We start from the raw sequence: 12,766 nt of genomic DNA, 5'->3' as shown, positions 1-12,766 counted from the left end.
CTGGCTGAAAATAGACAACGCGGTCGGATCATCGCCGAGCGCCGTTGTAAGGTCCGCGCCATGACTACGGAAACCACCGACGCCGAGTGCCTGGCACTCACGCGTAATCTGCGCCGTCGCGGCGCGATCGTCCTCGCCGTCTTCGCCCTCGTATGGGCCTTCGCGGGCGGTTCGGGAATAGCGGCGGTGCCCGTGTCCGTCGCGGTCGGCGTCGTCGCCGCCGTCGTGACCGCCGGCGCGGTGGTGCTCGCCTTCCGGGGCACCGCGGGTCCGGTGACCCGCCTGGTCCGGCTGCCGGAGAAGTGGAACCGCGGGGTCGGCCTGGTCAACATGGCCGAGCTGGTGGCGATCTTCGCGGTGATCGCGGCGTCGAACGCCTCGGGCCACCCCGAGTTCATCCCGGTCGGGATCTGCCTGGTCGTGGGCCTGCACTTCTTCCCGCTCGCCCGCCTCTTCGACCAGGGGCAGTACAAGTGGACCGCGATCCTCCTGACGGCGGTCGCGCTGGTGGGGCTCGTCGTCCTGGCGGCCGGCACCACGGCGGAGACGATCCGCACGGTGGTGGGCCTGGGCGCGGCGATCGTGCTCTGGGCCTCGTCCTTCCACGTGGCCCTGCGCGGCTGACGCGGCCCCGCCCGCCCTGAGGGCCGACGGCCCGCACTCCCCGGAGACACCGCAACGCACGCGAGGATGCGCCACCCGGCCGGAGCCGGGCGGTCGCATCCTTCGTGCGTCGTGCGTTCAGCCTCGGTTACTCGGTCAGCAGGCCGAGCAGGTGGAGGAGGACGACGACGAGGTGCCGATCGAGCCGCTGGAGGCACCCATCTCCGGGAGGGCCACGCCCTGGGCGACCTCGAGGGTCTCCAGCTCCGCGACGTCGAAGTTGTCGAAGGCCGCGTCGTCGCCGTTCTTGATGTCGTCGATGCTCATGGTGTGTTTCCTTTCAGCGTTTCGGTTGGGGGATGTTCAGCAGGCGGAGCAGGTGGAGGAGCTGGAGGACGAGGTGCCGATCGAGCCGCTGGAGGCGCCCATCTCCGGGAGGGCCACGCCCTGGGCGACCTCGAGGGTCTCCAGCTCGTCGACGTCGAAGTTCTCGAACGCCTTGTCCGCGTCCTGGCCCTGCTTGATGTCGTCGATGCTCATTCTGAATTCCTTTCCGAATTCTTCTCGGCAACCGTTCGGCTGCAACACCAATAATGCTGACCGACCCTCCCCCGCACCAGCCTTTCCGAGCTCCGCCTGACGTTTATCACGCCCGGAATAACCGGCGTCATGCCGGAAGGGCTCAGGAGTTCTCGGGAAGGGACCACTCGGGGCTGTTGAGCATCCGCCACCCTTCACCCGGCTCACCTGCGACGGAGTCGTCCGGGCGCCGGCTGCCGAGCAGGAAGTCGCCCACCGAGGACTCCTGGAGGTAGTCGAGTCCGAGCACCCGCGCGGACATGTCGGCGTCCCCGTTGCCCAGCGCGCACGGGGCGAGACCGAGGGCCGTCGCGACCAGGTACATCGTCTGGTAGAGCACGCCCGTGTGCCGGAGCGTGGTCGCGTAGGCGATGGCCCGGTACTTCCACGACATGCGCTGGAAGCGGGCCGTGACGGTGACGAGGACGTCGGGGCGCGCCTCCATCCCGGTGGCCCGGGAGGCCACGTGGAAGAGGGACTCGCGGTCGGCCTCCTCCTCGTTCCGCAGCACCAGCCGGTGGCCGACGGGGTCGTAGTAGTAGATGCCGGGTGCCAGGCCGTCGCAGCGCCGCACGGTGACGTACAGCTCGAGCTCGTACCCCTGGCCGCCGCTCGGGTAGGGGCGGGAGACGACCTCGTCGCGGTCGCTGCCGGGCTCCGGCGTGTAGTGGGCGCGCACCCGGGCGACGCGGTAGAGGAACTCGCCGAGCTGGCGGGCGGTCATCTCCTGGTCGCCGTAGCCCCGGATGGACCGCCGGGTCTCGATGGCCGTGGTGAGGGACGGGTCGTGCGCGGCGATCTCCTCCCGGGTCGGCCGGTGGAGGGGTACGGACGGGCCCTCGGGGACGGGGCGCACGGCGGGCCGGGGCTCGATGGCGCCCCGGTGGGGGTAGACGGCGCCGAACACGTCGTCGTACCGGCCGGAGCGGATGCGCGAGTGGAAGAGGAGGTCGTGGAAGTCCCACTGGCGCAGGACGGGCTCGCCGTCGGAGGCGAAGGCCCCTTCCTCGTCGGCGAGTTCGGCGAATCCGGCGCCGACGAGGTGGCCGAGGACGTCGGCGGTGCCGGCCTCGTCGAGACCGGCGTCCGCGCCGAGCCGGGCGGGGGTGCCGGGTGCGCCGAGCGCGGCGGCCAGGGTCCGGGCGGCGGGGTCGGTGAGCACCGCGCGGAACGTGACCAGCGGCGACTCCAGGACGAGGGCGCCCTCCCGGCTCCGGCAGAAGGCGAAGCGGGAGAGTCGTACGGTCGCGTCGGCGGGGACGAGGACCGGCGCGTACGCCGCGTCGCGCGCCACCGGTTCCAGCCGGAGCAGCTCACGGCTCCCGCCCCGGGCGAGGACGGCGTGGGCGACCAGGTGCCGGGCGCGGTCGAGGACCTGCTCGAACCGGACGCGTTCGGCGGGGCGAAGGCCCTCGTACAACTCCGCGGCGGGCAGCGGCCCTTCGGCGAGCCGTTCCAGGGCGATCCGGACGCCGTCCCGGACGGGGCGCAGCGCGAGCGAGGTGGCGGGCCCGGCGAGGGTGGCGACGTCGCCGTCCCCCGGGGCGAAGAGGACGCGCACGCCTCCGGTGAACGCCGGTACGGCGAGGGCGGGTTCGAGGGGGCGGGGGCCGGTGTCCGAGGGTGTCTGCGTGGTCTGCACGGTGCCTCCGTGGGCGCGAGGATGACGGTCCGGCGCCGGGGCCGTGCGGCCCCGGAGGCCGGCGGACGGGAAGGCGCCGTACGCAGGGCAGACGCCGGGCACCACTCTCGCGCGGGGAGCGCGCGCCCGATCCGCGGCCGCCGGAACCGGTGACATTTCCCGGCGGGCGCGTGACGGACCGCATTTCGCGCCGTGACTCCCGTCATCGCGGAGTGCCGGATTCCCTTACCGACCGGCGGAAATGACCGAGGTCATCGATCGCGTGACACATGCAAGAGCCGGGGCGAACGCGCTCGGAGTTCCGGCGTTCCGCGCCCATGCTCGGAGAACGAATTCACCACCGTTCCCTGAAAAACGTCACGTTAGGAATCCGCTGTGTTCTCTCGCCGCAACGCGATACGACTCGGACTCACGGCCGGTGCCGTCGGCGCTGTCGGCGCGGCCGGCGGGGTGTTCCAGAGCCTCACCTCCGGTACGCAGGCGGTGGCCGCGGAGCCGCCCGCCGGCCCGCCCGCGGTCACCCCGTTCACCGTGCCGCTGCCCCGGCCCCGGGTCCTCGCCCCGTACCGGCGGACCCGGTCGGCCGACTACTACGCGGTCACGATGCGCAGGGCGCGGGTCGAGATCCTGCCCGGGCTGCGGACCGAGGTCCTGACGTACAACGGCACCTTCCCCGGCCCCACCATCCGGGCCCGCAGCGGGCGCACGGCCGTCGTGAAGCAGATCAACGCGCTCTCCGCGCCGACCTCGGTCCATCTGCACGGCGGGAACAACCCGCAGGACCAGGACGGCGGGATGATGGACCTGATCCAGCCGGGCCGGTCGAAGACCTACGTGTACGCCAACCGCCAGGTGGGCGCCACGCTGTGGACCCACGACCACGCCCACCACATGGAGTCCGAGCACGTCTACCGGGGCCTTTCCGGGCTCTACCTCCTCGGCGACGAGGCCGAGGACGCGCTCGGACTGCCCTCCGGGCCGTACGAGGTGCCGCTGATCCTCCGGGACGCGCACTTCGACGCGGCCGGGCAGATGGTCTACACGATGGACGACGTGCTCAACCGCACGACCATCCTGGTCAACGGGGCCCCCTGGCCGTACATGAAGGTCAAGGCCCGCAAGTACCGCTTCCGGATGGTCAACTCCTGCAACCTGCGCATCTTCGTGATGGCGCTCTCCGACGGCAGCCCGATCATCCACGTCGGCTCGGACGGCGGGCTGCTGCCGGCGCCCGCGCCCTCGCCGGTGGTCGTCCTCTCCCCCGGCGAGCGCGCCGACTTCGTCATCGACTTCTCGCGGTACGCGCCCGGCACCCAGGTCACCCTGGCGAACATGCTGGGCCCCGGGCCGACCGAGCTCGTCGGGCAGATCATGCGCTTCGACGTCGAGGAGAAGGTCACCGACACCAGCCGGGTCCCGGACGTCCTGACCACCCTCCCGCCGCTGCCCGCCCCGACCGTGGAGCGGAGCTTCGAACTGCGGATGGACGAGCCGGGCACGGGCCACCTCGCGTACATCAACGAGAAGACCTTCGACCACGACCGGATCGACACCGAGATCGCCTGGGGCTCCACCGAGGTGTGGACGGTCAAGAACACCAGCACGACCGTCCCGCACAACTTCCACACCCACCTGGTGCAGTTCCGGATCCTCGAAAGGGACGGAATGCCGGTCTATCCCGCGGAAGCGGGACTCAAGGACACCGTCCTCCTCTTCCCGGGGCAGACCGCGAAACTCCAGCTGACCTTCGACACCCACCGCGGGGTCTTTCCCTACCACTGCCACATGATCGACCACAGCGCCATGGGAATGATGGCGCAGATGCGCATCTCCTGAATTCTTCCGCACCACCGAACTCCTCGTTCCGGAAAGGAGGAACCATGTACGTACGCCGCATTCTCGACGCTCTCGGAAAGGACCCGGGGCGGGTGGTGATCCACCGCGCCGACGAGGCCGTCACCGCCGGCCGGCTCGCCGGCTCGGTGCGGGCCACCACGGCCCTGCTGCACTCCCGCGGCGTCCGCCCCGGTGACACCGTCGCCGTGCTGACCGGCCCCAACCGGCCGTTGATGCTCGGCGCCCGGTACGCCGTCCATCTCCTGGGCGCCACCTCCGTGTACGTACGGTCGATGAACCCGCGTACCGACACGGAGACCTTCTCGGTCGCCACCCAGGCCCGACTCCTGCAGGACCTCGGCGTGTCGGTGCTGCTCGTCGACGACGAGAGCGCCGAGCGCGGCGAGTGGCTCACCCGCCGCGTCCCGGCCGTGACCGCGCTGACCGTCCCCTGGGGACCGTCGGCCGGATCCGCCGAACCGCTGCCGGCGCGACTCCCCGAGCCGCGCCCGGACGACCTCGCGACCGTCGAGTTCACCAGCGGGAGCACCGGTCGGCCCAAGATGGTCGCCCAGCGGTACGACACGCGTGAGGAGCTCGTCAGCCGTCTCGCCCATGGCCTCGATCCCCGGGGACCCGCGACGCTGCTGTCCGTCACGCCGATCAGCCACACGACCGCGCCGATGGCCGACGCGGTGCTCGCGAGCGGCGGACGGGTCGTGCTGCACGACGAGTTCGACGCGGGCGACGCCCTGGACGCCTTCGAGCGGCACGGGGTCACCGACGTCTACCTCGCCGTCCCCCACCTCTACCGGCTCCTGGACCATCCGGCCGCCCCGCTCACCGACCTGTCGTCACTGCGCCGCATCACCTACAGCGGCACCCCGGCGGCGCCGGCGCGGGTGGCGCGGGCCGTCGAGCTCTTCGGCGACGTGCTCATCCAGGTGTACGGGACGACGGAGGCGGGCGGCATCAGCAGCCTCAACCCGCTGGACCACCGCGAGCCGGAGCTGCTCGGCTCGGCGGGCCGCCCCTTCCCCTGGGTGCGGGTGGAGATCCGCGGCCCCGGCGGCGGCCCCCAGGTGGAGCGGGGGGTGTCGGGCGAGATCTGGATCAGCTCGCCGACGGTCACGGCCGGCTACCTCGGCGACGAGGAACGCACCGGGACCGTCTTCCGCGACGGCTGGCTCTGCACCGGCGACCTCGGGCACTGGGACCGGTACGGCTACCTCCGGCTCGACGGCCGGGTGGGCGACGTGATCAAGCACGGCGGGCTGAAGCTGGACCCGGCGGCCATCGAGGAGGCGCTGATGCGCCATCCGCAGGTGCGCCAGGCCACGGTGTTCGGGGTGCGGGACCGCGACTGGGTGGAGCAGGTGCACGCGGCCGTCGAGCTGTACTCGGGGGCCGGGCACACCTCCTGCGACCTGCGGGGATACGTGGCCGCTGCGCTGACTCCGGAGCACACTCCGGTGCGCGTCTCGGTCTGGCCGCGGCTGCCGCTCACGCCCTCGGGCAAACCGGATCGCGCCTATCTGCGCTCCGTCTCGCCACCGGACCCCGTCGCGTCGGGCGCCCGCGCCACCGCCGCGGGCGGCACGCGCGCCGGCGGGCCGGCCCTCAGCTCCCCGCGCGGAGCCACCGCGCGGGACGACCCCGTCCGCGTGAGCGGCGCGGGTCACCAGCCCGATCACGCCTCCTCGCGAACCAGAAAGGGCGTTCCATGACCGGTTTCGGCCACTTCGCCCGGTCGCTGCGGCTACGGCGGCTCTACCGCCACAGCACGGCCGGCCTGATGATCACCCCTCTCGACCATTCGATCCACGACGGTCCCGTGGTGCCGAAGGGCACCACGCTCGACCAGCTCGCCGCCCGGATCGCGGCCGGCGGCGCCGACGCCGTCGTCGTGCACAAGGGCAGCGTCCGGCACATCAGCCCGGAGCGGTTCGCCGCGATGTCGCTGATCATCCACCTCAACGCGAGCACCAGCCAGGCGCTCGACCCCAACGCCAAGTACGTCGTCGCCGGCGTCGAGGAGGCCCTGCGCCTCGGCGCGGACGCCGTCAGCGTCCACGTCAACCTCGGCTCCGACGACGAGCGGGAGCAGATCGGCGACCTCGGCAGGATCGCCGACGCCTGCGACCGCTGGAACCTGCCGCTGCTCGCGATGGTGTACCCGCGCGGGCCGCGGATCAGCGACCCCCGGGACCCGGCGGTCGTCGCGCACGCCGTGACGATCGCCGCGGACCTGGGCGCGGACCTGGTCAAGACCGTCTTCCTCGGATCCACCGCGGAGATGCTCGACCTGACCGCGGCCTGCCCGGTGCCGGTGCTCGTCGCCGGCGGACCCGCCCTGGAGAAGGAGGAGGACGTCCTGGCGTACGTCAGGGACGCCATCGCCGGAGGGGCGGGCGGGGTGGCCATGGGCCGCAACATCTTCCAGGCCAAGGACCCGCGCGCGCTGGCGGCCAAGGTCGCCAGGATCGTGCACCACTTCCCCGAACAGCACTTCACCACGGGCCCGTTCAGCGAGTCGGGCGGCCGGGAGCGGCTTCACAGCGAACGCCTCACCCCCGACCACCTGGACGGCACACCGCTCGACGACCCGCACCACGACGACACCCACCTCGACGGCCCGTCGCTCGACGGCCCGTCTCTCGACCATCTGACAGGAGGTCCGCATCATGACGGACGCCAAACTGTGCTGGCTTGACATCCGTGAGGCCGGCGCCGCCACCGCCGCCGTCCTCGAGGAGGCCGTGCACCAGAAGATCGACGGCATCGTCGCCGCCGACCCGGCCGTCTTCGCCGGGCTGCCGCCCACCGTCCGCAAGGTCCTGCTCTTCGAGGACGGCGCCGCCACCGTGCCCGCCGACCTGGGCGACGCCGACGTCGTGATCGTCCCCGGTCCGAAGGACGGCCGCGCCGAGCTCGAAGCGGCCCACCCGGACGTGCAGTTCGGGCGGTACGTGGAGATCGTCGACGCCGACACCCTGGAGGACGCCTGCCTGGCGGCGCGCCTCGAGGCGTGGAGCGTCCTCGACTTCCGCGACCCGACGAAGATCCCGCTGGAGATCGTCATCGCGGCCGCCTCGGGCGCGCCCGGCTCCATCGTGACGACGGCCGCCGACACCGAGGAGGCCGAGATCCTGTACGGCGTCCTGGAGCACGGCTCGGACGGTGTCCTGATGCGGGGCCGCACGGTCGGCGACGCGACGGCCCTGCGGACCGCGGCGACCGCGCACGGCGGGGAGATCTCCCTCGTCGAGCTGGAGGTCACGGCCACCACGCACATCGGCATGGGCGAGCGCGCCTGCGTCGACACCACGACCCACTTCCGCAAGGACGAGGGCATCCTGGTGGGCTCGCACTCCAAGGGCATGGTGCTGTGCGTCAGCGAGACCCACCCGCTGCCGTACATGCCGACCCGTCCCTTCCGCGTCAACGCGGGTGCCCTGCACTCGTACACCGTGGGGCAGAACGGCCGCACCCACTACCTGAGCGAGCTGCACGCCGGCAGTTCCGTCCTGGCGGTCGACGTCGACGGCCGCACGCGGCCCGTCAGCGTCGGCCGGGTGAAGATCGAGACGCGTCCGCTCATCTCCATCGACGCGGTCGCGCCCAGCGGCCAGACGGTCAACCTGATCCTCCAGGACGACTGGCACGTGCGGGTCCTCGGCCCCGGCGCCTCGGTGCTCAACAGCACCGAACTCAAGCCGGGCGACCGCATCCTGGGGCACCTGCCCACGGCCGACCGCCATGTCGGCTACCCGATCAACGAGTTCTGCCTGGAGAAGTAGGAGCGCACGGAGCGCCCTGCTCCACCCTGTCGTGAAGCCCCGCCCCGGCACGCCCCGTGCCGGGGCCGGCGCGCGTCCGGCCCCCTCCGCCGCCCTCACAGCAACCCGCATTCCGCCGCGATGCGCGCGGCGTCGAACCGGTTGCGCCCGCCGAGCTTCTTGATCGCCGCGGAGGTGAGGTTCCGTACCGTCCCCGCCGCGAGGTAGAGCTCGCCCGCGATCTCCTTGACGGTCGCGCCGCCCGCGGTCAGCCGCAGGACGTCGGTCTCCCGGACGCTGAGCACCGTCTCCCCCGCCGTCGGGGTCCGCAGCAGGCCCGGGTCGACGGTGAGGCAGCCGCCCGCGACCCCCACGAGGGTGGTGATCAGCTGCGGCAGCCGGGCCGTCTTCGGTACGACTCCGAGTGCTCCGGCGGCCACCGCCCGGTCCACCACCGACGGGGTGGCCGAGCCGACCATCAACGCCACTCCGCAGTTCGGATGGTGCGAGCGCACCTCGGTGGCGGCGTGCAGCGCCTTGCCTCCCATGGTGCTCTCGCCGAGCAGGAGCACCGTGGGCCGGTGCCGCTGGACGGCCGGGAGCACCGCCTCGAAGGTCGTGGCGAGCCCCACGACGTCCAGGCCGTTGGTGCCGTTCAGGGTCTCGGCGAAGGCCTCCAGGACCAGTTGGTGGTCACCGGCCACGACGACGCGAATGGACATCTCTCTCCCCGTGGTGACTTCTGTGGCGGCGGCCCTCGCGGACCGCCGGTCTCAGCGGCTGGTCGCCCGTGCCGCGTCGGCGGCCAGGCTGTCGACGACGGAGCGGAGCCAGGTGCGGTCCCCTGCCGTCGTCGTCTCCGGTCCGGCCGCGGCGGCCGGGGTGCGCTCGATGTGCCGGGCACCCGGCGGCAGGGCGGCCGCGAGGGCGGCCGACACGGCGCGGAAGGCGTCCGCCAGTTCGCCGGAGGCGTCCGGCGCCGGCAGCACGACGACGGCGGCGTTCACCGGCGCCGCGTCGGCGGCGATCTGCGCGGGCAGCCGGCCGGCCTCCGCGGGATCGCGGACGTCGATCCGGTACGGCAGGGCGAGCAGCCCCGCGTCGCTGAGCGCCTTGCAGAGGAAGGCGGCGTTGGTGGCGGCGTCGTCGCCGCGGTCGGGATGGCCGGCGCCGACGACGGCGACGACCGCTCCGGCGGCGCTCAGCCGGGTCGCGAGCTCCCGGCCGACACCCGTGGTGGCGTCGACGACGAGGACGACGAGACCGTCGAGCCGCGGCGGGGAGGAACCGGTCTGGAGCACGTGACGTCCCTTTCGAGGAGATCGTCGAACAGGTAGCGTGATGATCTGGTGAATGGGGTGGACCGGGGCGCTCGGGCTCATGGGGCACCGGCCCCGGTTCGGAACTCCGCCCCGATCGGCCCCGGGGCGGTACGACCGTTGGGGGACACCGTGGACGAGGTCTCGTCGCTCGACCAACACACGCTGGGCGTGTACCGCGCGATCCTGTTCCACAAGGAGCACGATCCGGAGCGCCTGGCGAAACTGCTGAGCTGTACGACCGGGCAGGTGGAGGAGGCGCTCGACCTGCTGACGCGGCTCTCCCTGCTCGCGCCGTCCCGGGACAGTCCGGGCCGGATGCGCGCGGTGAACCCGTCGCTCGGTCTCAAGGTGCTGCTCCAGCGGGAGGAGCGCGAGCTCGCCTCGCGGCAGCAGCGGATCGAGCAGAATCGTGCCGCCCTCGCCGCTCTCGCGGCCGAGTACACGGCGTCGGGCCGCTCGGGCGGTCTCGACGGGGCGGAGATCCTCGACAACGTCGACGACATCCGTACCCGCCTGGAGGCGCTCGCCGAGTCCTGTACGCGCGAGTCGCTCGCCTTCCATCCCGGCAAGGCCCTCACGGAGGAGTCCGTCGAGGCCGGCCGGCCGCTCAACGAGCGGGCGATGGAGCGGGGCGTCCGCTTCCGGACCATCTATCTGGACAGCGTCGCGGGTGACCGGGTCACCCGGGCGCACGCCCAGTGGATGGCGGAGCGGAGCAGCGAGATCCGCACCTCGCCGACGCTTCCGATGCGACTGCTCATCGTGGACACGACGGCGGCGGTGGTCGCCGGGCTGCCGGGTCAGGCCCAGCCGTCCGCGCTGCTCTTCAGCAGCCAGCCGGTGGTCCTGGCCATGCGCGCCCTGTTCGAGGCCTACTGGGAGCACGCCTCCCCGCTGAACGGCCCGGGGGACGCCCTGCCCGGCGGGCTCACCCCGCAGGAGCGCAAGCTGCTCCAGCTCCTGGCGAGCGGTCTCACCGACGAGGCCGTGGCCCGTGCGCTGGGCATCGGGGTGCGGACGGAGCGGCGGATCGTGGCCGACCTGATGGAGCGGCTGGGTGCGTCGAGCCGGTTCGAGGCGGGGGTGCAGGCGACCCGCCGGGAGTGGATCTGAAGCGGGGCGGCGGCCGTGGCGGCGGTCATGGCGTTCATGGTGGTCAGTCCCGGGGGGCGATGGGCCAGACGAAGTCGTCCGGGAGGTCGATGACGCAGGGCATGCCGGGCAGCGTCGGGACGCACGGGAGGTCGGGCATCTGCGGGTGCGGCGGCGTCGGCCAGACGAAGTCGTCGCCGCGCTGGGCGACCGCGTGCGGGGCGGTGGGAGCGGCCTCGGCCGGGGAGGCGATCACCAGTCCGCCGAGGACGGCGGCGGCGACGGCGGCGAGGACACTGCTTGCGCGGCGGGTGCGACAGGACATGTGGGTCTCCGTTTCCGGGTGCGGATGCTGTACGGGTGCGGCGTACGTGCGTGTCTGGAGGTCCTTGGCGGCCGGTGGCTTTTCGGCCTCCCCGGCTGCACACCTAGAGGTAATCACCGGGGAGCCCCGGCTGTCCGCTTCCGGACAGGCCAGGAAGCTGCCTGGCAATGAGCTGCCTCACGACCTGCGGGAAAGCGGGGGGTCGGGCCGTCGGCGGACCCCCTGGTTCCGGCCAAAAGGCCAGGTGGGGGGCGCATGCCCGAGTGTTCGCGCGCCGGGCCCGGATCCGGCCACTGGCATGTGGTGGGGCAAGTTGCCGGCGGCACGGAGCTGCCGAGCGGCGGAACCCGCCCCGCCGGACGGCCGGGGGGCGAACGGACGGGGGACGAGCCGGGAACGAGCCGGGGACGAGAGGAAGACGCCCGGGGAACGTCACCGGAGACAAGTCCGGGAGTCATCACCCAAGGGGGGTCCGGGGAGCATCACCGGAGAAGAGTCCGGGAGGCATCACCGGAGGGGTCCGGTGAACGCCACCGGAGAAGAGTCCGGGGAGCGTCACCGGACGGTCGTCACCGTGCCCCGGACGGGCGGCGGCTCAGCGTTGCGCCGCCCGTCGGGGCGGGCGGGTCACGCCTTGCTGTAGTGCGCCCAGAACTCGTCCCAGGAGAGCACGCCGTCACCGTTGGTGTCGCGCTGCTTGATGAGCACCTCGGCGACCGACTCGGTGACGTGGAAGTCGCCGTGCCGGGCCATGAGGCTCTTGTACTCGGCGGCGGTGATGAATCCGTCCCCGTCGGCGTCGAACGTGTTGAATGCCGTGCGTGCCGCGTCGATGTCCGCCACTGCTTCCGCCCCTTCTCGGTGCTTTTCTGACGGGGGTCAGATTAGCTGGCCCGGGCCTGCCGGATGATGGGGGTATGAACGACGAGGTGGCACGGATCCTGGCGGCGGCGGCGCGCGGGGCGTTCCCTCCCCCGGACGGGGCGACGACGGTCGTGCCCCAGCCGGGCACCCGGGACGCCGGGGTGCTGGCCTTCACCGCCCACTCGGTGGTCTTCACCGACGCCGACCCGGAGTGGGTGCGGGCCGCGCTCGCGGCCACGTCGAGCGACCCGCTGGCCGCCAGCATGAACCCGGGCTTCCTGATGGCGCTGATGACCCGCACCGGCCGCCACATGAACACGATCGACCTGCTCACCGTCGCCGACGCGCTGCCGGGTCCTCCTCCGCTGGAGCTCCGGGAGATCGTGGACCCGGACCACCCCCGGGTCGCGCGGGCGCTGAAGTTCCGCGACGAGGTCCGGGTGTGGGCGGCGGACGGCGGTCTCGTGGTCCTGGGCCGGGGCGTGGCGGGCCGCTGGGAGGCGGCGGTCGAGGTCGACGAGGAGGTGCGCCACCGGGGCCTGGGCCGCGCCCTGGCCGCGGCGGCGCGGCACCTCACCCCGGACTCCGTCGTCTGGGCCCAGCAGTCCCCCGGCAACGCCCGCAGCGTCCGCGCCTTCCAGGCGGCGGGCTACCGCCCGGTGGCCTCGGAGGCCCTCCTGGTCGCGGGCTGACCGTCCGCCCGCCGGCGCTGCCGGACGGCGCC

The 12,766-nt window shown here is 72.7% G+C and carries 14 protein-coding genes; 7 read left to right on the top strand and 7 right to left on the bottom strand.

Annotated features, from left to right (window positions below):
* Positions 1-60 precede the first annotated feature (60 nt).
* Positions 61-624: a DUF7010 family protein gene (locus AMK27_RS25595; RefSeq protein WP_073912620.1), complete on the top strand. Its 564-nt coding sequence runs from the start codon at positions 61-63 to the stop codon at positions 622-624.
* Positions 625-759: 135 nt separating this feature from the next.
* Here AMK27_RS25595 and AMK27_RS25590 read toward each other — a convergent pair whose 3' ends face one another.
* The 3 genes from AMK27_RS25590 to AMK27_RS25580 form a co-directional block, all read right to left on the bottom strand.
* Positions 760-930 (bottom strand): thiazolylpeptide-type bacteriocin, encoded by a 171-nt coding sequence (locus AMK27_RS25590; RefSeq protein WP_015036315.1) that lies wholly within the window; start codon positions 928-930, stop codon positions 760-762.
* 36 nt (positions 931-966) lie between these two features.
* On the bottom strand, positions 967-1,143 hold the full coding sequence (locus AMK27_RS25585; protein ID WP_073912617.1) for a thiazolylpeptide-type bacteriocin: 177 nt from the start codon (positions 1,141-1,143) through the stop codon (positions 967-969).
* 142 nt (positions 1,144-1,285) lie between these two features.
* Positions 1,286-2,824, bottom strand: a complete 1,539-nt coding sequence (locus tag AMK27_RS25580; protein ID WP_241847603.1) for a SagB/ThcOx family dehydrogenase — start codon at positions 2,822-2,824, stop codon at positions 1,286-1,288.
* Positions 2,825-3,199: 375 nt separating this feature from the next.
* On the opposite strand from AMK27_RS25580, the gene AMK27_RS25575 reads away from it, so the two are divergent.
* From AMK27_RS25575 to AMK27_RS25560, 4 genes are read left to right on the top strand one after another with little or no spacing between them, the layout of a single operon-like run.
* On the top strand, positions 3,200-4,660 hold the full coding sequence (locus tag AMK27_RS25575; protein ID WP_073912614.1) for a multicopper oxidase family protein: 1,461 nt from the start codon (positions 3,200-3,202) through the stop codon (positions 4,658-4,660).
* 44 nt (positions 4,661-4,704) lie between these two features.
* A complete protein-coding gene (locus tag AMK27_RS25570) occupies positions 4,705-6,387 on the top strand; it encodes a class I adenylate-forming enzyme family protein (RefSeq protein WP_073912612.1) in 1,683 nt (560 codons plus the stop codon).
* The gene (locus tag AMK27_RS25565; RefSeq protein ID WP_073912610.1) at positions 6,384-7,373 is read left to right on the top strand and encodes a 2-amino-3,7-dideoxy-D-threo-hept-6-ulosonate synthase; all 990 of its coding nucleotides are present in this window, start codon (positions 6,384-6,386) and stop codon (positions 7,371-7,373) included. The genes AMK27_RS25570 and AMK27_RS25565 overlap by 4 nt, the downstream gene beginning before the upstream one ends.
* Entirely contained in the window at positions 7,345-8,460 is a 1,116-nt protein-coding gene (locus AMK27_RS25560; protein ID WP_073912607.1) for a 3-dehydroquinate synthase II family protein, read from the top strand. Before AMK27_RS25565 ends, AMK27_RS25560 begins: the two co-directional genes overlap by 29 nt.
* A 95-nt stretch (positions 8,461-8,555) precedes the next feature.
* On the opposite strand, the gene AMK27_RS25555 is transcribed toward AMK27_RS25560, so the two are convergent.
* The gene (locus tag AMK27_RS25555) at positions 8,556-9,161 is read right to left on the bottom strand and encodes a response regulator transcription factor (protein WP_073912605.1); all 606 of its coding nucleotides are present in this window, start codon (positions 9,159-9,161) and stop codon (positions 8,556-8,558) included.
* 51 nt (positions 9,162-9,212) lie between these two features.
* Positions 9,213-9,740 carry a hypothetical protein gene (locus tag AMK27_RS25550; protein ID WP_073912603.1) on the bottom strand — a complete coding sequence of 176 codons (528 nt, stop codon included), beginning with the start codon at positions 9,738-9,740 and terminating at the stop codon, positions 9,213-9,215.
* 150 nt (positions 9,741-9,890) lie between these two features.
* Between AMK27_RS25550 and AMK27_RS25545 the strand changes: the two genes are divergently transcribed.
* A complete protein-coding gene (locus AMK27_RS25545) occupies positions 9,891-10,874 on the top strand; it encodes a helix-turn-helix transcriptional regulator (RefSeq protein WP_073912601.1) in 984 nt (327 codons plus the stop codon).
* 43 nt (positions 10,875-10,917) lie between these two features.
* Here AMK27_RS25545 and AMK27_RS25540 read toward each other — a convergent pair whose 3' ends face one another.
* Positions 10,918-11,178 carry a hypothetical protein gene (locus AMK27_RS25540; protein ID WP_073912599.1) on the bottom strand — a complete coding sequence of 87 codons (261 nt, stop codon included), beginning with the start codon at positions 11,176-11,178 and terminating at the stop codon, positions 10,918-10,920.
* Between the two features lie 627 nt (positions 11,179-11,805).
* Complete coding sequence (locus AMK27_RS25535; RefSeq protein WP_073912596.1) at positions 11,806-12,021, bottom strand: EF-hand domain-containing protein; 216 nt, start codon at positions 12,019-12,021, stop codon at positions 11,806-11,808.
* 74 nt (positions 12,022-12,095) lie between these two features.
* Between AMK27_RS25535 and AMK27_RS25530 the strand changes: the two genes are divergently transcribed.
* The gene (locus tag AMK27_RS25530; protein ID WP_073912593.1) at positions 12,096-12,734 is read left to right on the top strand and encodes a GNAT family N-acetyltransferase; all 639 of its coding nucleotides are present in this window, start codon (positions 12,096-12,098) and stop codon (positions 12,732-12,734) included.
* The last annotated feature ends 32 nt before the right edge of the window (positions 12,735-12,766 follow it).

Origin of the sequence: Streptomyces sp. CB02009, from assembly GCF_001905825.1 — a bacterium.
GTDB lineage: Bacteria > Actinomycetota > Actinomycetes > Streptomycetales > Streptomycetaceae > Streptomyces.
Note: the sequence above shows the minus strand (reverse complement) of the source record. Positions and strands in the feature narration are given on the sequence as shown.

What these genes read in the sequence shown, in the direction of transcription:
- AMK27_RS25595 (WP_073912620.1), top strand. Translation starts at nt 61, where the DNA reads ATGACTACGGAAACCACCGACGCCGAGTGCCTGGCACTCACGCGTAAT.
- AMK27_RS25590 (WP_015036315.1), bottom strand. Translation starts at nt 930, where the DNA reads ATGAGCATCGACGACATCAAGAACGGCGACGACGCGGCCTTCGACAAC.
- AMK27_RS25585 (WP_073912617.1), bottom strand. Translation starts at nt 1,143, where the DNA reads ATGAGCATCGACGACATCAAGCAGGGCCAGGACGCGGACAAGGCGTTC.
- AMK27_RS25570 (WP_073912612.1), top strand. Translation starts at nt 4,705, where the DNA reads ATGTACGTACGCCGCATTCTCGACGCTCTCGGAAAGGACCCGGGGCGG.
- AMK27_RS25565 (WP_073912610.1), top strand. Translation starts at nt 6,384, where the DNA reads ATGACCGGTTTCGGCCACTTCGCCCGGTCGCTGCGGCTACGGCGGCTC.
- AMK27_RS25560 (WP_073912607.1), top strand. Translation starts at nt 7,345, where the DNA reads ATGACGGACGCCAAACTGTGCTGGCTTGACATCCGTGAGGCCGGCGCC.
- AMK27_RS25555 (WP_073912605.1), bottom strand. Translation starts at nt 9,161, where the DNA reads ATGTCCATTCGCGTCGTCGTGGCCGGTGACCACCAACTGGTCCTGGAG.
- AMK27_RS25540 (WP_073912599.1), bottom strand. Translation starts at nt 11,178, where the DNA reads ATGTCCTGTCGCACCCGCCGCGCAAGCAGTGTCCTCGCCGCCGTCGCC.
- AMK27_RS25530 (WP_073912593.1), top strand. Translation starts at nt 12,096, where the DNA reads ATGAACGACGAGGTGGCACGGATCCTGGCGGCGGCGGCGCGCGGGGCG.